We start from the raw sequence: 18,691 nt of genomic DNA, 5'->3' as shown, positions 1-18,691 counted from the left end.
CTTCGGCCGTGAATTTGCTTCTAGGCATAGTAAAATCCCCTTAGAGTTGATAGACGAAATTATAGTTTTTCATCTGTCAACCTTAAGGGGACTATAGCAAAACCGCGGGTGGATTTTTTAATTCGTTAAAATGTACCGAACCCCTTACTTGATCGGCCGACCACCATCAACGTTGGTCTCACCGTTATTTTTCCAATGACATTCGTCGCAAACTTCAAAAGGCGCCACGGGAGCACCGCACACTGGGCACCGCATTTGCTGACTCAGCGCTCGATTATCGTTAGGCTACTTCTTTTTAAGCAGTTTACCGCTTGGTCGCCACGTCGTATGCACCTCTTGCTGATACGACAACAACACCTCATCGTAATCTCGTTTTAAAGCCCGAATGTATTTAGCTTGATCATAGCGACTTTTGTCTTCAATCCACACTTGCCACCCATCCATGTCATCCTCAATATCTCCTGTTTCAATTAACTCAGCTGTAACAGGGGCCTCTTTGGACATTTCTTCATAATAGTCAAACATGAAATCAGGACCATCAACAGTAAACCCTGAATTTTCCGGTAAATAGCCAAGCTCAAGGATATCATACACCATTTGTAAGAACTCTCGAATCCTACTAGGTTGACTGTTATCTTGTTCCCGACTGACCGACATTGAATAATCACACTCCCTTCCACGCGCGTTACGGTGCCATCGTGTATTCTAAAAATTAATGCCAACAATCAATTTTGCATCAACTGTTATCAAGCCTAACCTCATCCGAACGCGTACCCGCTTTTGGCCAAAACGGCTACACGAATTAATTGAATCAGTCAATGGCGGTTGCATGCTAAACTTAAAAAATCGGATAATTGCCCTACACAAAATCTAATATCGATTCAATCTTTAAGCCATTCTCCGTTAGCTCACCGTCTTCAGTTAATGATTCTGCAATTGAATCAACAAACAAATTTTCAATTCGGTCCCACTGCTCATCAGAGGTCATTGCAACTGTGCGTCGGTCAGCAGCAATTGTGCGTCGGTCAGCAGCAATTGTGGGATCTAGCGCCCGGTATAAGTCTGGATAATACTTCTGAATAAAATCTAAATCGCCATCATTAAATTGCCATGACCGCAAGCTCATTTACAGTTCCCTCGTTCTTTGACCAGCCGTCACTGATCCACTACGCTTATTAACAATAATATCGCTAGTTTCATTTTACCATTACTCACGTTTTTTGAAGCACCGCTTAAAAGCCACCATTTTTAACAAAAAGCTAGCGCGTTACCACAAATTAAAAAGGCTCCCGCGTTTGAGAGCCTTTCAAAAATGCTAATCAGCCGATACGCTGATATGCCAATATTCCTATTTCACTTCCGACGTACTGATCACCGGCTGCGAACCCTTTTCCGAAATGATGGTGACCATCATGTTGTTGATCAATTGCAACTTCTTATCATCGGACAGCCGCATCCCGGTATCGTGTTCAATCCGTTTAATGGCCTCTTCAGTAATCGAAACCGCCCCTTCCACGATCACTTTCCGGGCGGATAAAATTGCGGTCGATTGTTGGCGCTGCAACATCGCACTGGCAATTTCCGTCGCGTAAGCTAAGTGAGTTAAGCGGGTCTCCACAATCTCCACCCCGGCCACTTGCAGTCGTTCTTGTAATTCGCTGGTCAAGCGGTCGGAAACTTCGGTCGGGTGACTGCGCAACGTAATCTGCTCGTCATCGTCGAAGGTGTCGTACGGGTACTCCGACGCCACGTGGCGGATGGCCGACTCACTTTGGATCTCGACAAATTGTTCGTAATCATCCACGGCAAACAACGCCATACTAGTGTCGACGACTTTAAAAACAATCACCGCGGCAATTTCAACCGGGTTCCCACGCAAATCGTTAACCTTCAAAATTGCACTATTAAAGTTGCGAACCCGTAGTGAGATGGAGAATTTATTGGTCAACGGCACCGTCATAAACAGCCCCGAATCACGAATCGTCCCGATGTACTTACCAAAGAACGTCAGGACCCGGGCTTCGTTAGGCCCAACAATTGTCAGCGAACTGGCACCAAAGCCGGCAATAATAATGAGTAACGCACCAATCAGAATCTGAATGAAACGATCATGGGTTGCCCCGGACCAACCGAGCCAACCACCAATTAAAACGAATAAAATTGCTAATACTAGCCCAACGTAACCATTAATATGAAAAACTTGCTTTTCCTTCACAGCCACCACCCCTTTGCGTTTAAGTTTAGCATAAGTCCCTTCAAAGGGTAAAACTAGACCTCACGTGCCAAGGTCCCCACGTAATGGCCGGGCAGTTCAAGCCGGCTCAGTTGATAACGCCGTTGGCCGTCAACCGCCCAAGTCAGCTCCGGCAACGTCACTTGGACCCGGCGCGGTGAACGCGTCAGCCCCCGTCCTTGTAGCTTTAAAACCGCCTCTTTAGCCGTCCACAATCGCCAAGCCAGGTCAGCTCGTTGATCGTCAGCCTGCTGCACTAAGTACGCCCATTCCACCGCGGTGAACGCCCGCCGATAGCGCGTCCAATCTACCGATCGTTGGTGCTCAACGTCCACCCCGACGGCTTGATCTGCTAGAACGACGACCACCAGCGTTGCGGAATGACTCACACTAACGCCTAACTGCGGATAACGCGGTAAATAGGGCTGTCCAAGTCGATGATACGCAACTTCCGTTTGCGCCAGGGTCGTCAGTAACTGGCAACCGGTCTGGTGCTGGACGCGTTTTAATTGGCGAGGAGATTGCGCGGCGACCCGTTGCCAACGCACCTTAACTGTCATTAGCTTAAATGCACGCCCTTATCCACGTAGATGACGTCACCCGTAATGCCGGTCGATAGCGGACTCATCAAAAAGGCGGCCACGTTCCCAATTTCACTCGTGGTCACGGCAACACCGTCAACGGTCATTGATTGCGACCGTTTTAATAACTGACGGTGATCTTGAATTCCAGTAACGGCCAACGTCTTCACGGCGCCGGCTGAAATCGCATTGACCCGGACACCAGCCGGACCCAGATCTCGCGCTAAGTACCGGACGTTGGCTTCTAAAGCAGCTTTTGCAACCCCCATCACGTTGTAGTTTGGGACCGCCCGTTGTGAACCGAAATAAGTCAGGGTTGCAATGCTTGCACTCCGACTTAAGAAAGGCCGCGCCGCCCGGGCAACGGCAATTAGTGAATAGGAACTGATATCCTGAGCCTGCTGATAGCTCCCCCGCGGAGTTGCCACAAAATCATTCGTTAGGGCGGCCTTATCGGCGTAAGCAATCGCGTGGATAACCCCGTCAATTTCGCCAAACCGCGCGCCAATTGTCTTAAACGCGGCGTCGACCTGCGCGTCATCCACGACGTCACATTCGATCAGCGGCTGATCAGGCGCTACAAAGCGTTGTAAACTCTTCTTTAAGCGCTCATTTTGATACGTTAAAACGACGCGGGCGCCTTGGTTGAGCAAGGCCTGTGCACAGCCCCACGCGATACTGCGTTGGTTGGCAACTCCCATCACGACAAGCGTTTTTCCCGTTAAAATTCCATCCATAAGTTCAATCCTCGTTTCATTTAAACTGCGCGTACCGCGCGTTACGACGGGCCAAGCGCTCCGTCGGCGATAATTGTTGTAATTGCTCAAAGCTGGCCGTCAGTTCAGTTTTGAGTGTCTGACAATCATTAGCGGTCCGTACTTCCGGCACGACCCGTTCAATAATCCCGTTCACCTTTAGCTCCGCCGGGGTCAGCTGCATTTTTGCGGCTGCGACGGGGGCCTGCTTAGCATCTTTCCACAGAATGGTCGCGTAGCCTTCAGGTGATAAGACCGAGTAAGTGCTATCCGCAAACGCCCACACCTGATCGCCACAGGCTAGGGCCAGCGCGCCACCACTCCCACCTTCACCAACGATCACACTGATCATTGGGACGGGTAGTGCTAAGCCGGTCAGTAAACAGTCGGCAATCGCCTGGCCCTGGCCCTGATACTCGGCCGAAACACCCGGATAAGCACCCGGAGTATTGATTAGCGCTAAAACTGGCCACCCTAAACGCGCTGCTAACCGGTAAGCCCGCCGAACTTTGCGGTAACAAATTGGGGTCGCACAGCCAAAGTGACGCGCCTGATTTTCAGCTAGGGTCGTTCCCTTCTGAATACCGACGATGACGACGGCCCGACCGGCCAACCGGGCTAGCCCCGCAACCACGGCGGGATCATCGCCCCGTTCACGGTCACCGTGCAATTCAAACCAATCCGTCGTTAAACCTTTAATTAGGGCTGACAAGCCAATCTTATCGGTTCGCCGAGCAGCGCGAACTTGCTGGTAAGCGGTTCGCTTAGTCACGGGCACCACCTCCAATTCGTAGCAACTGATTCAACCGGTGGCGTAATTCGGTCCGGGGAACGATTTGATCGATCCAACCATGGGCCAATAACGTTTCCGCCCGTTGGAAATCTGCTGGGGGCGTCGTATGCATCGTTTGTTCAATCACCCGGCGACCGGCAAAGCCGACTAACACTCGCGGTTCACTTAAAATGACGTCACCCTGCATGGCAAAACTCGCCGTGACGCCCCCCGTCGTAGGATCAGTTAAAATTGTTAGATACATTAACCCCGCCTGCCGGTGTTTGTTAACCGCAACCGACACCTTGGCCATCTGCATCAGGGCCTGGGTGCCTTCTTGCATGCGGGCCCCACCGGAAGCCGTGACCAAAACAACGGGTAACCGGCGCCGCAAGCATTCGCCAAATAACAGGGCAATCTTTTCGCCGGTTGCGACCCCTAAACTGCCCATCATAAAATTGGTATCCATCACGCCTAAGCCAAAGGATTGACCAGCTAACCTGGCAAGCCCCGTCACGATACTTTCATTCAAGCCACTAGCAGCTTGTGCTTTCGCAATCTTTTGGCGGTACTGTGCATCCGTAAACCGCCGTGGAACCGTTAGTGATCGATTCAATTCCTCAAATTGATCCGTCAATTGCGCAATGCGTTGCCAAGCGGGTAACCGCCAACCATAACCACAATGGGGACAAACCAGTGCCTGACCCAACGCTTGTTGTGAACAGGTGGTCTGGCAAACCGGACACCGTCGTAGTAGTTGGTCAGGAATATCAGCTTGCCGTTGCCGCAGCTCCGTCATTGTTGGTTGCTGAAACTTTTGCTTGGCCATCTAACCATCCTTTCATAAACTGATTCTGAATATCTTCGGTCGTATAGCGCGCCGTTTGGACGAGTTGACTGCCCACTAAATCGTAAAGAAATTGCCGATTTGTTTGGACCCCACTGACTACTAACTCATCTAGGCAACGCCGCATTTTTTGTTGGACCCGTTGCCGGGTCCGGCCGTGGATAATAATTTTAGCAATCATTGAATCGTAAAACGGGCTGATTAAGCTCCCACTAGTCACACCAGCGTCGATTCGCACCCCCAACGAACCAATTGGCAGTACCAAGTTGCTGATCTTTCCGGGTTGGGGCCGAAAATCAAAGTTAGGATCCTCAGCGTTTAACCGACACTCAATGGCAACACCGTTCACCTGCACATCTTTCTGCCGGAACGGTAACGCTTGTCCGGCAGCAATTTGAACCTGTAATTTAATCAGTTCCAATCCCGTCACCATCTCAGTCACCGGGTGTTCCACTTGTAAGCGGGTATTCATTTCTAGAAAGTAAAATTGGCCCGGCCGATCCATTAAAAATTCGAACGTTCCGGTATTTGTATAATGCAATTTCTTAGTTGCGTCTGCTACTAACTTTAATAATGACTGCCGTTGCTGCGTCGTAATCAAGGCGCACGGACTTTCTTCAATTACTTTCTGGTGGTGCCGTTGAAGCGAACAGTCCCGCTCCGGCAAGGCCACCACGTGCCCGTAATGATCGGCTAAAACTTGTACTTCAATGTGTTTAGCGTCCGTGATGATTTTTTCTAAGTACAACCGGTCGTCCGAATATGACGCGCGGGCTTCGCGCTGCGCCAGTTGAAAGCCCCGGGCGAGTTGGTCGTCGTTGGTCACCGTGCGAATGCCCTTGCCACCACCACCGGCTACGGCCTTAATCATCACGGGGTAACCTAATTGGCGGGCAACCCTTTGTGCAGCCGTTAACGTTGTCAGCGTGTGCTGACTACCGGGAATAATTGGTACACCCAGTTGCTGCATCGTCTGCCGAGCCGTTTCTTTATCCCCCATCGCACGAATTTGATCCGTATCGGGACCAATAAACGTTAAATGACACGCTTGACACAGACGTGCAAATTCGGCGTTTTCTGACAAGAAGCCGTAGCCCGGATGAATCGCTTGGCAGCCGGTTAAATTTGCCGCACTGATAATTGCTTGCATATTCAAATATGAGTCAGTGACGGGGTTAGGGCCAATACAAACGGCTTCATCTGCCAGTTGCACAAACGGGCTATCCTGATCCGCGGGCGTGTAAACCGCGACCGCGGCTATCCCGAGTTCGTGGAGCGCCCGAATAATTTGAACGGCAATCTCCCCGCGATTGGCCACTAAGACTTTAGTAAATAAGTTGGTTTTCATTGCCGTAAATCCTCCTTAAGCTTGAATGGCAAACCTGAGTTCCGCCGTGGCAACGAGTTTGCCGTGACAACGTAGTTCGCCGTAGCCACTTCCAATTTGCCGGCGAACCTTAGTTAGCTTGACCGTCGCTAGTAAGGCATCCCCGGGTTGGACTGGTTGATAAAAATGGGCTTCCTGAACCCCGCCCAAGAAAACGTTTTGACCTAAGTCGCTAGCCGCTAGTATGGCGGCTGCTCCGGTCTGGGCCATTATTTCAATTAAAATGGGGCTCGGCACGTATTTAGCGGTTGCGCTAGCGCGGTTAAAATACCATTCATTAATCGTGATCAACTTGCTCGCCTGCGCACTCACGCCGGATTCCAATTGGATCATTTTATCGATCATCTGAAACGGGGGCCGTTGCGGAATTAATTGATTAACGCTCATCATCAACTCGATCAGCCTCCAGTTCAATTAACGGTTCAGAAAATTCAACCATCCGACCATCCTCAACAAGAATTCGTTTAATGGTCCCGCTGATTGGGCTGGGCACTTCATTAATCAGTTTCATGGCTTCGATGACGCAAACCGTTTGCCCCTTATCAACGTGATCGCCAACTTGAACGAACGGCGGCTTACCCGGTTCCGGTGCCAAATAGGCGACCCCAACTAGTGGGGCGGTAACCGTTGGCGCCGCGCTTGCAGCTGGCGCTTCCGGAGCACCGGTCATGGCCAGTGGTGCCGCTTCGCTATCGACAGCGGGGTACCGCTCGGCTTGTTTATTCAAATGGAGCTCGTAAGCCGGTGTTTTCACGTTAAGCACCTGCGCACTCGACGTATTGAACGTCTTAATCAAAGTTGTCATGGCGTTTAGTTCTTTTTCAGCCATCGTCTATCCCCACTTTCTAAAGGCTAAAACCGCATTATGACCACCAAAACCGAACGAGTTACTCAACGCGTAGTTGCACGGCTCCTGCGCATTTTCGGCCGTAACCAAGTTAACTGGACAAGCCGGATCCTGATCGAACACCCCCACGTTAACCGGTAATTGTTGCCGTTGAAGTGCCCCGATCGTGGCGATTGCTTCGATTGCACCGGCCGCACCGAGTAAGTGACCGGTCATGCCCTTCGTGCTGCTAACGCGGACGTCTTTGCCCAAAAAGTCCAGGATGGCTTGGGCCTCCGCTGCATCGTTGGCATGGGTTGCCGTTCCGTGAGCGTTAACGTAGTCCACCGCTGTCGGGGTGATGCCCGCTTCTTCCACGGCTTGCTGCATGGCCCGCTTGGCACCGGCACCGTCTGGTCGGGGCGCCGTCATGTGGTAAGCGTCACTGGTCGTCCCGTAACCGACAATTTCGGCTAAGATCTTAGCACCGCGCGCCTGCGTATGGCTCAAGGTTTCTAAAACCAGGCTGCCCGCGCCTTCACCCATCACAAATCCCGAGCGGTTCGTATCGAACGGTTGCGACGCGCGGGTGGGATCGGGTTCTTTTGACAAGGCCGTTAGCGCCGCAAAACCGGAAATGCCGATTTCATTGACCGACGCCTCGGCGCCACCGCTAATGATGACGTCCGCTTTACCTTGACGAAGGTATTCAAACGCATCACCAATGGCATTGGTTGCCGACGCACAGGCCGTGACAACGGCCTGGCTCGTATTCTGCGCGTTAAAGGCCATGGCAATGTTTCCGGCCACCATGTTAATGATCGAATTTGGTACGAATAACGGGGAGACCCGCTTAGGCCCCTTTTCGTGCATTTTAATGACCTGTTTTTCGATCGTGGTCAAACCGCCGATGCCCGATCCGTAAATCACGCCTAACCGGGTCGGGTCAAACTCATCCTGTTTAAGACCGGCCTGGGCCATTGCTTCGTAAGCGCTGTAAAGCCCGTAAACCGAAAACAGGTCCAGCCGGTTAGCTAGCTTTTTGGCTAGCCACTTTTCGGGCTTTAGCCCCTTCACTTCGCCAGCAACCGTGACACCGGTTGCCTGCGCATCAAACTTGGTAATTGGTGCAAGCCCACTGTGGCCCGCCAATAGTTCATCTAAAAATGTTTGGACGTCGTTACCGAGGGGCGTCACCGCTCCCATCCCAGTCACGACTACGCGTTCTTGCCTCATTGGGCACCATTCCTTTCCGTATTACACCATCATGCCACCGTCGACCGTCAGCACTTGGCCCGTTAGATACGGTTGCCGCAACAGGAAATCAATTGCCGTTGCAACCTCTTCCGGTCGACCGAAACGGTTCAGCGGGATTTCGCTGAGCGCTTGCTCCCGCACTTTTTCCGGTAACGCGGCCGTCATGGCAGTGGTAATCATCCCCGGTGCAACCGCGTTACAACGAACCTGGCGCCTAGCGCCTTCCTTGGCGGCGGTCTTAGTCAAGCCAATCACGCCAGCTTTACTAGCCGCATAGTTTGCTTGCCCGACATTACCGTGACACCCAATGACGCTGGCAACGTTGACGATTGCCCCGTTACGTTGGCGTTGCATCTGCTTTAAAGCGGGTTTCAAAACGTTGAACGTCCCGACCAGGTTCGTTTGTAAAACGGTCATAAAGTCAGCCGGTGACATCCGCATTATTAACTGATCGCGGGTAATTCCCGCGTTGTTGACCAGGCCGTCCAGACGGCCGTGTTCGGCCACAATTGCTTTAACCATGGTTTCAGCTTGCCCGGCGTCACCGACATCGGCAACGTACTGACTAACGTTTGGAAATTGCGCGGCCAACGCCGCCCACTGGTCATCACTAAGCGGGCGGTGAACGTTCATCACCACGTGCTTGGCCCGAGACGCCAGTTGCTTGACCGTTGCCAGGCCAATGCCCTTGGCCGCTCCCGTCACTAGGTAAACCGCTTGCTTACTGGTCATGGATCGCACCTCCTAATTCAACTCGTACCGCTTGCCAATCTTCCAAACTAGCAATTCGCACCACCCGCATTTTCGGCAACGCTCGGCGTGCTAACTTGGCGGGCGCGCTACCGGGTCCTAATTGGATCATGGTGGTCACGCCCCGCTTGGCCATTGCTGCTAAGCAGTCCCCAAAATAAGTTGGGTGGGTCAACTGTTCGGTTAGCGTAGATTTGAGCGTGGCCGCTTCAAACGGTTGCACGGTCGTATCACTGATCACCGGCAATTTCGGTTCACGGGCGTGTAAGAAGTTCAACCGTTTGGCCAACGCGTCCGCGGCGGGTTGCATTAACGGTGTGTGTGACGCTACCGCAACGTCGAGCGGTACGACGTGCTTGATGCCGTGCGTGTGCAAGAACTCACCAGCAGCTTCCACGGCGGCCAAGTCACCGCCAATCACGATTTGCGTCGCAGCGTTATAGTTGGCTGGATAAACCGCGCCCACCGGTTGGGCTGCTAGACAGGCTTCCTGAACTAATGCGGGCGTAGCGCCAAGGACGGCCGTCATCGCACCCGGCCGTTGTAAACTCGCCCGTTGCATGTAACGGGCCCGTTCAGCCACAACTTTGATCCCATCCGATAAGCTGATTGTATCCGCGGCCATCAGCGCACTGTACACGCCTAAGCTCAACCCGCTCATCACTTCGGGTCGCAACTGATTTGCCGCTAATAACTTGAATAATGCTAAGTTCATGGCCGTAATGGCTACGGGCGTCCGCGTCGCATCTTCCAGCCAGTCTTCATCCGTTGTTAACGACCAAGTCAGTTGCTGATCAATCTGGTCAATGGTTGCCCGGTACACCGGTTCCCGTGCGTACAGGTCCGCCCCCATCCCAGCAGTCGCCTGGCCCTGACCGCTAAAAATGATTGCAATTGACATCAGTTATTCTGCCTCGCTATCCGTTAAATGGGTCGCAACGTAATTAACTAGATCACCGACCGTTGCCAAGGAATCGTCGGTTTCAATTTCGATATCAAAGTGATCTTCCAGTTGGTCGATTACTTCAAAAACGTCTAGGCTGTCTAAGTCTAAATCTTCAGTAAAGTTCGTTTTCATTGAAATCTTTTCAGCTGAAACGTCCAACTGGTCACTCATCATCGTCTTCACTTGGTCAAAAATTTGTTCAGTTGTCATGGTTAGTTCCTCCAATAAATTAGGTTTAAATTAAGTTAAAATTCAATTACAACGCTACCGACCGCTAAGCCACCGCCAAAGCCGCTAAAAACGAGCTGATCACCGCGTTTCAGTCGCCCTTGCGCCATTAATTCAGCTAACAAAATCGGTTCACTGGCCGCCGCGGTGTTCCCGTAGCGGTCAATGTTGATTGGGCATTGGTCGGCCGTCAAACCGAGCTTTCGCTCAACTCGCTTGATAATTCTGGCATTGGCTTGGTGTAGTAAGTAGTAATCAATCGCTGACGCGGGCAGCGCAGCCGCGGCTAACGCCTGGTCAATCGAATCCGGCACCCGCTTAGTCGCAAAGTCGTAAACCCGGTGACCGTCCATTTGAAACGCCCAACCAGGTTCAGTTTTGCTTGCCTGCCACGGATTGGTTGGGGCCTGACCGGCTTGTAAATACCGGCCCAGTTGCCCATCGGTTGCAAAGTACTCACCTAACCAACGGCCAGCACCGCTTTGGGATTGCCGAATAGCGACCCCGCCGGCACCATCCCCGAATAAAACCGCGGTGCGGCGGTCGTGCCAATCAACTAAGCGGCTCAACGTTTCACTACCAATCAGCAACGCCGTTTGGCCAGCTTGTAACATCTTGTGAACCAGCTTTAACCCGTAAACGAAGCCGGCACAGGCCGAGTTAAGATCAAACGCCACGGCGTTATCCGCGCCAATTTCAGCCTGTACTTGGGTGGCCGTTGCCGGGGTCAAATAATCCGGTGACATGGTTGCTACGATGATCAAATCAACGTCGCTGGGTGCAAGTCGCGCGCGCATCAGTAACTTCTGTGCCACCGCGACGGCTAAACTGGTCGTACTTTCAGTGGTTGCCACGTGCCGTTGCCGAATCCCGGTCCGCTGACTGATCCAGTCGTCGGACGTATCAAGCCAGTCGGTTAACTGTTGGTTACTGAGAACCTTCGTGGGCGTTGCGGCAGCACTGGCGGTAATTGTAAATGCTAATGCCATACTTGAAACAACGGGAAGTTTGCTTTCCCAAACGCCTTCCCGTTGCGGTCACCGCCTTTCTAATCCGTGGTCGTGGGGCTCACAATAAAGGTTAAATCGGCTTTACAAGCCGTTTGATCACCGACCATTGCTTGGCAATTAACGATTCCCATATTGGCCCGTTGCTTTTCAAACTGGACGTGTAACTTCAAAGCATCGCCAGGCCGCACGATGTGGCGGAACTTAGCACGCTTAATGGCCCCCAGGTAGGCCGTTTGACCCTGAAACTGCTCCGATTTCAAGATCAAAATCGAAGCCGCTTGGGCGAGGGCTTCAATTATTAGGACGCCCGGCATTACCGGGTTTCCAGGAAAGTGCCCCTGAAAGAAAGATTCGTTGATGGTGACGTTTTTAGTTACCACGATTGATTCTCCGGGGGTCAGTTCATCGACCCGGTCCATAAATAAAATCGGGTACCGGTTCGGAATCAACTTCATAATTTCACTTGCTTCTAAAACACTCATCACTTGTCGCTCCTTTCACGGCGTTTGGGAATGCGATAAAGTTATCCGTTGGCTAAAAAGTTGTCAATTGAAACTTAAAAAACTGACGATAACAGTTTTTAGTTATTAGGCCAAAAATCGCCGTACATTAACTTTTTTCGACAACAAAAAAGCCGCAATTTTTTTCAAACTGCGACCAAACTAATTAATGATTTTTCACGATAAACTGTTTTGAATCGTTACATCCACTATAAAGTTTATAATGTGACGGTTTTCTTTTAAAACTCAGTTAACAGTCGCCACAAAGCGTATTCTAATTAACTGTCACCGGCGTTCCCTGCCTAATATTCTCGTACATCCACTTCGCATCCGCAATTGAGAGCCGCACGCAGCCGTGTGAATTAGCCTCCTTACCAAGCTGGGCCGCCTCGCTTTTAACGTAAGTACCGGTTGCATCAACCGGCACGGAGTGGAAGAGATAAATCCCGTGATCCTTGAAGGAAACCCAGTAATTGGCTCCTTCCTTGGACTGTTGGTTATAAAAATTGGGACCACGTTCCGGTTGGATGACGAACTGTCCCCGCGGCGTTTCCGAGCCAGACTTACCAGTCGAAGCCAGCATCGTGTACAGGGTTTTACCCTGATCCACTAAGTAAACCCGTTGCCGCTTAGTGGACACTTTAATCGTTAGATTGGGGTGCTGTGCCAAATCCGGGTAAGCCTTGTCCGGCATCGATGGTCCGTGCCAATCTACCGGCGTCGTTTTTTGCGACCGTGGCTTAGCCTTTTTAGCAAGCTGAATTTTTTTGGACGTTTGACTCGCCGCCCGCGTTTTTTCCGTTACCGGGTGGCTTGTCAGTTGGTGCCCGCGAATATTATTACTGGTCCCCCAAATCATCACCCCGGCGACCATGGCACCGGTCGCGATGAGAACTGCTTGAGCTTTCATGTTCAGTCACTACTCCATTGCACGGGCCCACACAACCAAGTATTGGCGTAAAGCGTGCTGCAAATTTTAATTCAGTATAAATATTAGCATTACCTTATAGCGGTAACAAGAGAATATAGAGATATTATTAAGCTCATCAAAATATTAAAGGTTTAAAAACCACCGTGGCGTTCAATTCCTGCTGCCACGGTGATTAGTGATCAGCTAATCATGCTATAATTTTTAAAAAAATAAGGTGGTTGCTATGTCAACCGTCACCGTTATCCGGAGCAGCTCGAGCAGCGGTAAAACAACGGTTGCAAGCGTCCTCCACCTCATTTAGTTTCACCAAACCACGCCAAAATCTCTAGCTAAAAAGGACCGCCATAATCCAGCGCCGCAACATCTGCGTAACTGGATCATGACGGTCCTTTGCGTTTTATAACCTTTAAACGGCTTGATCAACTTGGTTGAACTTACCAGCAGCCACCGCTGCTAACATTGCTTTAGCCGCTAGGAAGTGGAACTTCGCACCGTAGATCAAGCCGGCGTCATTACAACGGTAGTTTGATTGGTGCAACACGCCGTTACCACCCGAACCCAGAAAGCCGTAAAAGCCGGGAACCCGTTCTTGATAAAGCGCGAAATCGTCGTCGGCGTTGCACGGGTGCGCGGGCACAATGCGAACCGTGTCGCGGAGGGCCGCCGTTAATACGTCCGTTAAGGTGGCGTCGTTGTCCACGCAACTCGGCCCACGGTCCCACTTGATGGCGGGCGTTTGCCCGTTCATCTTGGTCATCCCTTCAACGATATCGTAAAAGCGTTGCTTGGCTAGTTGCCGGTTGGCGGCGCTAAACGTTCGAATCGTCCCCTTAAATTCGGCGGTATCCGGAATAACGTTAAAGGTCGTGCCGGCATGGGCGGACGCGATCGTCAACACGAGTGCGGCGTCCGGCGCGATGTTACGGCTACGGATTGTTTGCAACGCCGTAATCAGTTCCGCCATCGTGACGACCGGGTCGTGGCTAGCTTCCGGCATGGCCGCGTGCGAACCGTGCCCCTGGATTGTCACATCGAAGTTGTCGTTGCTAGCCATCATTGCCCCCGGTTTGAGTGCCAAGGTTCCGACCGGAATATTGGGTTGATTATGGAAGCCGGCAATCGCTTGAACACCGTTAAGCACCCCGTTTTTAATCATAATTTTTGCCCCGAGGTGGCCTTCTTCACCGGGTTGAAAGATTAGGCGGGCCGTGCCGGTTAGTTCACCTTCGTGGGCCTTCAACAAGCGGGCGCCACCCAGCAACGCCGCGGTGTGAAAATCGTGCCCGCAAGCGTGCATGTGTCCTTCAATCGTCGACGCGTACGGTAAGTCGGACTTTTCTTGCACGGGCAACGCGTCAATGTCCGCCCGTAACGCCACGGTCGGTTCACCGTGACCGATTTCCGCCACGACCCCGGTCGCCCCGGGATACGGTAATAGTCGCACGCCCAAATTAGTTAACGTTTTTTTGATCAGTGCCGTCGTTTGAACTTCGTGCAGTGCTAGTTCCGGGAAACTATGAATTTGATGGCGTAACGTCGTCATCCACGTGGTTAATTCCGTTGTTGTCATACCAAGACCCCCTATAATAATTTCAAGAATACGGATGCAATGATGACTGAAGCAACCGAAACCGTCGCAAAGCCACCGACTAACATCTTAGGCAACATGTTATCTAATAAGTACTTCCGTTCTTCTTTATCGGTCGTCATGATGCCGACAACTTCGTGGGTCACGATGTAATCGGCTGGAAAACCGAACAGTGCGGTCATCGCACTGGCAAACGCCATTTCACGACTAAAGCCCAGCGGTTTGGCTAATAAACTAGAAGCAATGAACATCCCGGCAATCCCTAAGATGATCAACGTCACGATTGGAACCAAAATGCTGGTCAACATGCTGACCTTCACAATGTTTAAGTTCGAAAAGATGTAGGCCAATAGCCCGTACATCAACCAGTGGAACACGCCGGCTTTTTGTAAAACAGAATCTTCCAAAAAACCGATTTGATGGGCGATAACCCCGAAAATCAAGCAAACGATGAACTTGTTGACGGTCCCGTTTAACAATTGCGCCACGTATTCGGCTAACGCCGTGACCAGCGCTACCTTGAAAATCATAAAGGCTGACGTATCGTAAGCATCTGACATCTTCCAGCGCCGGATCCGTAACTTGGGAAGGACCTTTTCTGGAACGACTGCGCTTTCGTTATTACGGGCGTGGGCCGTGACCTGCGCGTTAGTGTGGTTAGACGCACTTTCAATCGCCGGGTCGGCCGCCAAAGCTGCTTTTGGATCCGCGTGATACTTAGTTAATAACCGTTTGCTTTCACGCTTCAACATCCACGAGGTTAACGGGTAGCCCAGCATACTGTGCATCACGAACATCGCAACCGGGTAAGCGGCCAGCGTGACGATCCCTTGCGCCTTTAAACCACCCGTCATTAAGAAAGCGGCAACTAGCCCACCGGTCAACGGTGGCACACTGGCAACGACGGTTTGCCAACTAAAGAGCATGATACCGATGCCCATCGCCAAGGTCACGGTCCCAACGACCCCGGCCAGTGCAATCAACACGGCCCGCCATTGCTTTAACAACAGCTTCAGGTTCATCAGGGTACCCATATGTACCAGTAAGACGGCTTGGGTAATGGCAATAAACTGGGTCCCAAACGAGGCTTGCGGCACGATGTTCTTAGGAATAATCGTCCAAAAGCCGATTAAAAAGAGGACCGCGGTGATGAAGACTGAGGGAATGTAGGCCTTGGAACGGGTCGAAACCCATTCGCCAACCATCATGAATCCCATGACCACCATTAACGAGACAATTGCTACCATAAGCATCACTCCATGTCATTATTTTATAATTAGCTTTCTAATTATATTTTAATGATAACCTACCAGATTTCCGGTTTGATTACGAGGGGGCCCGGCAATTCGCGTTTAATCGCAAGTGTAAAGCGATTTCATAATCGATATTCTTATCTTAAAATGAGATTCTTCTTAATAATTAAAATAATTGGTTGAACTAACATTGATAAGGTTCCCCTTATCCAAGTCAGTTTGCGTCACTTTATTTAATCCGTTAAGATAATTGCGGGGGTGGCAACGATTCTTAAGTACGTTTTACTCTTATTACTGCTGTACGCACTAATTTCCGTAGTGACGGCGTTTGTCAGAACGATTCTGGCTAAGAAACGCGGGAAAACCGCGAATTTCTGGGAATACTTTTTCGACGTTTTCCTAAACGTTTTAGATCCCACCAACTGGTTTTAACGTGGGGCTACTCGATGGCCCTTTTTGAACGGAGGATTCAAGTATGAAATACGAATGGCGTAAAAACGAACGCGAGCTTTACGCAACGGTGAAAAAGCCGTTGATATTAACGGTCCCGGCCCAAAAATTCATTTCTTTATCGGGCGTCGGTGACCCGAACAGTCCCGAATTTGCCTAGAAAATTCAAGTCCTCTACCCGGCGGCGTACGGCATTAAAAACGCGTACAAGCAGTTCGCAACCACGCAGGCGTTCACGGATTACGTCGTTTTTCCGTTGGAAGGGGTTTGGTCCTTAACCGCCAAGGGTCAACAACTCGCTTACTTAGACAAAAACGAGTCCAGCTATGACATTATGATCCGTATCCCCGACTTTGTCCCCGATGACTTAATTCGGCCCGCCTTACAAGCGGTCAAAGCTAAGAAATCCTTACCGGCAATTGATCAGCTTGAAATTAAACGCATCCCCGCCATGGACTGCGCCCAAATCTTACACGTTGGCCGCTACGATGACGAACCGGCTAGCTTTGATAAAATCGATGCATTAGTCGCTAGTGCTGGTCGTAAACGGCTCTCCAAAGTTCACCGCGAAATTTACTTATCGGACGCCCGCCGCGTGGCTCCCGACAACTTAAAGACCATTTTGCGGTATCAAATTGATTAAAAACAATAACGTACCGAAAGTGTCCCCAAGGTTGGCCGTGATAGTCAACCTTGGGGACACTACGTTTAATTCATTTCTGTCGTTACTAGTAATTTGGTGTTTGCTAGCATCTTTTTAATTTCAAAATCGTAACGATTTGTTTTAGCATTTAAACGTTACGGTCCTCCCAAGTTAACCGAGTAGACAATCGCAATTTATAATGCTTTCCGAATCCGTTTAATCAACGCGATTTTCTGCTGGTATAATTCGCGCGATAAGTGAACGGGATACTCTTGCGGATTCAACTGTCGCTTATATTCGGGCCATAATCGGTGAAGTTCCGTTGCCGCATAACGCCGAATTTTTTCTACGCTTAGCGGCGCATCAGCCAGCTTACCGTGATGAAAGACTTCACGTAATAGTGGTCTTGCTTCAAAGTCACGAATAATCTTATTCATGTAAGGGTGTTCCGGATCAAATAATTCAATCTGCCCCGCCGTTCGGGGATCTTCCGCGGTAGTCGCGATGTAATCACCCATAAATTTGTCGTCATCTTTACGCGTAATCCGCCAAATTTGTTTCTTACCCGGCGTCGATATTTTACCGGCATTATTTGACAGTTTCAGCGTCCCCCGCATATGACCATGCGCGTCTTCCATGGCAACCATCTTATACACACCGCCCAATGCGGGCTGATCAAAGCTGGTGATTAACTTAGTGCCCACTCCCCAAACATCAATTTTTGCATCCTGCATCTTTAAGTTCAGAATAGTACGTTCGTCTAGGTCATTGGAAGCATAAATTTTAGCATACCAAAAGCCAGCCTGATCTAATTGGTGACGCACCTGCTTCGACAAAGCCGCCATGTCACCCGAATCAATCCGTACGCCCAAGAAATTAGTTTGATTTTTAAACTCTTTGGCGACTTTGATTGCTGCCGGTACCCCACTTTGTAACGTATCATAGGTATCAACTAGGAAAACACTGTTTCGATGCGTTGCTACGTATGCTTTAAAGGCGGCGTAATCGCTGCCGAAAGCCTGCACTAAGGAATGGGCGTGCGTTCCACTGACCGGAATGCCAAACTTTTCTCCGGCTTTAACGTTACTAGTGGCATCAAAGCCACTGATGTACGCCGCTCGTGCACCCCAAATAGCCGCGTCGGTTTCTTGGGCTCTCCGGGATCCAAATTCCAATAACTGATCATCACCCGCAACGGTCTTAATTCTAGCTGCTTTTGTCGCAATCAAGGTCTGATAATTGACAAAGTTTAGGAACGCCGTTTCGACTAACTGCGCATCAACAATGTTGCCTTCAACCTGAATTAGCGGTTCATTTGCAAAAACGATTTCGCCCTCCGGAACCGACCGCACCGTTGCTGAAAATTGATATTGAGCTAAATAGTTTAAAAAATCAGCTCGATATCCAATTTTCTTTAGATAGTCTAAATCATCGTTAGTGAATTTCAGTTGCTCTAAATACGCAATAACGCGCGCCAACCCCGCAAAAACCGCATAACCGTTTTTAAACGGCAGCTTCCTAAAGTAAAGTTCAAAGACGGCCTTGCGGTTGGCAATGCGCTGGCGCCAGTACGTTTCAATCATATTAATTTCATATAAATCTGTATGCAGTGTCAGGTTGCGATTGCTTTTCACGATTCGATTACCTCCTAATCAGCTTTTCAAACTAGCAATTATTTATCACTAAATACTTTGTGGAAGTCATCAAGTAATCACTATTCATAAAGAGCCACCC

Annotated in this window: 23 protein-coding genes; 3 read left to right on the top strand and 20 right to left on the bottom strand. The window is 50.4% G+C overall.

Annotated features, from left to right (window positions below):
* Positions 1-285: 285 nt before the first annotated feature.
* The 19 genes from FFM82_RS05640 to FFM82_RS05550 form a co-directional block, all read right to left on the bottom strand.
* Positions 286-597, bottom strand: coding sequence for a hypothetical protein (locus FFM82_RS05640; RefSeq protein ID WP_137644893.1), 312 nt, complete (start codon positions 595-597; stop codon positions 286-288).
* A gap of 262 nt (positions 598-859) precedes the next feature.
* The gene (locus tag FFM82_RS05635) at positions 860-1,126 is read right to left on the bottom strand and encodes a hypothetical protein (RefSeq protein ID WP_137644892.1); all 267 of its coding nucleotides are present in this window, start codon (positions 1,124-1,126) and stop codon (positions 860-862) included.
* A gap of 222 nt (positions 1,127-1,348) precedes the next feature.
* Complete coding sequence (locus FFM82_RS05630) at positions 1,349-2,215, bottom strand: SPFH domain-containing protein (protein ID WP_137644891.1); 867 nt, start codon at positions 2,213-2,215, stop codon at positions 1,349-1,351.
* Between the two features lie 53 nt (positions 2,216-2,268).
* The gene (locus FFM82_RS05625; RefSeq protein WP_137644890.1) at positions 2,269-2,793 is read right to left on the bottom strand and encodes a 4'-phosphopantetheinyl transferase family protein; all 525 of its coding nucleotides are present in this window, start codon (positions 2,791-2,793) and stop codon (positions 2,269-2,271) included.
* Positions 2,793-3,551 carry an enoyl-ACP reductase FabI gene (gene fabI, locus FFM82_RS05620; RefSeq protein ID WP_137644889.1) on the bottom strand — a complete coding sequence of 253 codons (759 nt, stop codon included), beginning with the start codon at positions 3,549-3,551 and terminating at the stop codon, positions 2,793-2,795. Before fabI ends, FFM82_RS05625 begins: the two co-directional genes overlap by 1 nt.
* A 16-nt stretch (positions 3,552-3,567) precedes the next feature.
* Positions 3,568-4,341 carry an acetyl-CoA carboxylase carboxyltransferase subunit alpha gene (locus FFM82_RS05615; protein ID WP_137644888.1) on the bottom strand — a complete coding sequence of 258 codons (774 nt, stop codon included), beginning with the start codon at positions 4,339-4,341 and terminating at the stop codon, positions 3,568-3,570.
* Positions 4,334-5,170, bottom strand: coding sequence for an acetyl-CoA carboxylase carboxyltransferase subunit beta (locus FFM82_RS05610; RefSeq protein WP_137644887.1), 837 nt, complete (start codon positions 5,168-5,170; stop codon positions 4,334-4,336). The genes FFM82_RS05615 and FFM82_RS05610 overlap by 8 nt, the downstream gene beginning before the upstream one ends.
* Positions 5,112-6,536, bottom strand: coding sequence for an acetyl-CoA carboxylase biotin carboxylase subunit (locus FFM82_RS05605; RefSeq protein ID WP_137644886.1), 1,425 nt, complete (start codon positions 6,534-6,536; stop codon positions 5,112-5,114). The genes FFM82_RS05610 and FFM82_RS05605 overlap by 59 nt, the downstream gene beginning before the upstream one ends.
* Positions 6,537-6,551: 15 nt before the next feature.
* Positions 6,552-6,965: a 3-hydroxyacyl-ACP dehydratase FabZ family protein gene (locus FFM82_RS05600; RefSeq protein WP_137644885.1), complete on the bottom strand. Its 414-nt coding sequence runs from the start codon at positions 6,963-6,965 to the stop codon at positions 6,552-6,554.
* Positions 6,952-7,404 (bottom strand): acetyl-CoA carboxylase biotin carboxyl carrier protein, encoded by a 453-nt coding sequence (locus tag FFM82_RS05595; RefSeq protein WP_137644884.1) that lies wholly within the window; start codon positions 7,402-7,404, stop codon positions 6,952-6,954. The genes FFM82_RS05600 and FFM82_RS05595 overlap by 14 nt, the downstream gene beginning before the upstream one ends.
* A gap of 3 nt (positions 7,405-7,407) precedes the next feature.
* Positions 7,408-8,637 (bottom strand): beta-ketoacyl-ACP synthase II, encoded by a 1,230-nt coding sequence (gene fabF, locus FFM82_RS05590; protein ID WP_137644883.1) that lies wholly within the window; start codon positions 8,635-8,637, stop codon positions 7,408-7,410.
* Between the two features lie 21 nt (positions 8,638-8,658).
* A complete protein-coding gene (locus tag FFM82_RS05585; protein ID WP_137644882.1) occupies positions 8,659-9,390 on the bottom strand; it encodes an SDR family oxidoreductase in 732 nt (243 codons plus the stop codon).
* Positions 9,380-10,309, bottom strand: a complete 930-nt coding sequence (locus FFM82_RS05580) for an ACP S-malonyltransferase (protein ID WP_137644881.1) — start codon at positions 10,307-10,309, stop codon at positions 9,380-9,382. The genes FFM82_RS05585 and FFM82_RS05580 overlap by 11 nt, the downstream gene beginning before the upstream one ends.
* Before the next feature lie 3 nt (positions 10,310-10,312).
* Entirely contained in the window at positions 10,313-10,564 is a 252-nt protein-coding gene (locus tag FFM82_RS05575; protein ID WP_137644880.1) for an acyl carrier protein, read from the bottom strand.
* A gap of 35 nt (positions 10,565-10,599) precedes the next feature.
* Entirely contained in the window at positions 10,600-11,571 is a 972-nt protein-coding gene (locus FFM82_RS05570) for a beta-ketoacyl-ACP synthase III (RefSeq protein ID WP_137644879.1), read from the bottom strand.
* 59 nt (positions 11,572-11,630) lie between these two features.
* Positions 11,631-12,074: a 3-hydroxyacyl-ACP dehydratase FabZ gene (fabZ, locus tag FFM82_RS05565; protein WP_137644878.1), complete on the bottom strand. Its 444-nt coding sequence runs from the start codon at positions 12,072-12,074 to the stop codon at positions 11,631-11,633.
* A gap of 292 nt (positions 12,075-12,366) precedes the next feature.
* A complete protein-coding gene (locus FFM82_RS05560; RefSeq protein WP_371852238.1) occupies positions 12,367-13,008 on the bottom strand; it encodes a L,D-transpeptidase in 642 nt (213 codons plus the stop codon).
* Positions 13,009-13,429: 421 nt separating this feature from the next.
* Positions 13,430-14,593 carry an amidohydrolase gene (locus FFM82_RS05555; RefSeq protein WP_137644877.1) on the bottom strand — a complete coding sequence of 388 codons (1,164 nt, stop codon included), beginning with the start codon at positions 14,591-14,593 and terminating at the stop codon, positions 13,430-13,432.
* Positions 14,594-14,604: 11 nt separating this feature from the next.
* On the bottom strand, positions 14,605-15,858 hold the full coding sequence (locus FFM82_RS05550; protein WP_137644876.1) for a hypothetical protein: 1,254 nt from the start codon (positions 15,856-15,858) through the stop codon (positions 14,605-14,607).
* Between the two features lie 264 nt (positions 15,859-16,122).
* Here FFM82_RS05550 and FFM82_RS13730 point away from each other — a divergent pair, with 264 nt between their 5' ends.
* The 3 genes from FFM82_RS13730 to FFM82_RS05545 are packed head-to-tail and all read left to right on the top strand — an operon-like array spanning position 16,123 to position 16,957.
* Positions 16,123-16,296, top strand: a complete 174-nt coding sequence (locus tag FFM82_RS13730) for a hypothetical protein (RefSeq protein WP_225425627.1) — start codon at positions 16,123-16,125, stop codon at positions 16,294-16,296.
* Positions 16,297-16,339: 43 nt separating this feature from the next.
* A complete protein-coding gene (locus FFM82_RS13870) occupies positions 16,340-16,474 on the top strand; it encodes a hypothetical protein (RefSeq protein WP_263854481.1) in 135 nt (44 codons plus the stop codon).
* Between the two features lie 3 nt (positions 16,475-16,477).
* Positions 16,478-16,957, top strand: a complete 480-nt coding sequence (locus FFM82_RS05545; RefSeq protein WP_225425629.1) for a GyrI-like domain-containing protein — start codon at positions 16,478-16,480, stop codon at positions 16,955-16,957.
* Positions 16,958-17,151: 194 nt separating this feature from the next.
* Here the strand turns inward: FFM82_RS05545 and FFM82_RS05540 are convergent, their stop codons facing one another.
* Entirely contained in the window at positions 17,152-18,594 is a 1,443-nt protein-coding gene (locus FFM82_RS05540) for a nicotinate phosphoribosyltransferase (RefSeq protein WP_137644875.1), read from the bottom strand.
* Positions 18,595-18,691 lie beyond the last annotated feature (97 nt).

The sequence above is a fragment of the Lactiplantibacillus plajomi genome, from assembly GCF_005405405.1.
Classification (GTDB): Bacteria; Bacillota; Bacilli; order Lactobacillales; family Lactobacillaceae; genus Lactiplantibacillus; species Lactiplantibacillus plajomi.
The sequence above is the reverse complement of the archived record's forward strand: the minus strand, read 5'-3'. Positions and strand labels throughout refer to the sequence as shown.

Excerpts from the sequence above, each read along its gene's own strand:
- FFM82_RS05570 (WP_137644879.1), bottom strand. The coding sequence starts at position 11,571 with ATGGCATTAGCATTTACAATTACCGCCAGTGCTGCCGCAACGCCCACG.
- FFM82_RS05555 (WP_137644877.1), bottom strand. The coding sequence starts at position 14,593 with ATGACAACAACGGAATTAACCACGTGGATGACGACGTTACGCCATCAA.
- FFM82_RS13870 (WP_263854481.1), top strand. The coding sequence starts at position 16,340 with ATGAAATACGAATGGCGTAAAAACGAACGCGAGCTTTACGCAACGGTG.
- FFM82_RS05640 (WP_137644893.1), bottom strand. The coding sequence starts at position 597 with ATGGTGTATGATATCCTTGAGCTTGGCTATTTACCGGAAAATTCAGGG.
- FFM82_RS05585 (WP_137644882.1), bottom strand. The coding sequence starts at position 9,390 with ATGACCAGTAAGCAAGCGGTTTACCTAGTGACGGGAGCGGCCAAGGGC.
- FFM82_RS05595 (WP_137644884.1), bottom strand. The coding sequence starts at position 7,404 with ATGGCTGAAAAAGAACTAAACGCCATGACAACTTTGATTAAGACGTTC.
- FFM82_RS05600 (WP_137644885.1), bottom strand. The coding sequence starts at position 6,965 with ATGATGAGCGTTAATCAATTAATTCCGCAACGGCCCCCGTTTCAGATG.
- FFM82_RS05605 (WP_137644886.1), bottom strand. The coding sequence starts at position 6,536 with ATGAAAACCAACTTATTTACTAAAGTCTTAGTGGCCAATCGCGGGGAG.
- FFM82_RS05550 (WP_137644876.1), bottom strand. The coding sequence starts at position 15,858 with ATGGTAGCAATTGTCTCGTTAATGGTGGTCATGGGATTCATGATGGTT.
- FFM82_RS05635 (WP_137644892.1), bottom strand. The coding sequence starts at position 1,126 with ATGAGCTTGCGGTCATGGCAATTTAATGATGGCGATTTAGATTTTATT.
- fabI (WP_137644889.1), bottom strand. The coding sequence starts at position 3,551 with ATGGATGGAATTTTAACGGGAAAAACGCTTGTCGTGATGGGAGTTGCC.
- fabF (WP_137644883.1), bottom strand. The coding sequence starts at position 8,637 with ATGAGGCAAGAACGCGTAGTCGTGACTGGGATGGGAGCGGTGACGCCC.
- fabZ (WP_137644878.1), bottom strand. The coding sequence starts at position 12,074 with ATGAGTGTTTTAGAAGCAAGTGAAATTATGAAGTTGATTCCGAACCGG.
- FFM82_RS05580 (WP_137644881.1), bottom strand. The coding sequence starts at position 10,309 with ATGTCAATTGCAATCATTTTTAGCGGTCAGGGCCAGGCGACTGCTGGG.
- FFM82_RS05610 (WP_137644887.1), bottom strand. The coding sequence starts at position 5,170 with ATGGCCAAGCAAAAGTTTCAGCAACCAACAATGACGGAGCTGCGGCAA.
- FFM82_RS05625 (WP_137644890.1), bottom strand. The coding sequence starts at position 2,793 with ATGACAGTTAAGGTGCGTTGGCAACGGGTCGCCGCGCAATCTCCTCGC.
- FFM82_RS05575 (WP_137644880.1), bottom strand. The coding sequence starts at position 10,564 with ATGACAACTGAACAAATTTTTGACCAAGTGAAGACGATGATGAGTGAC.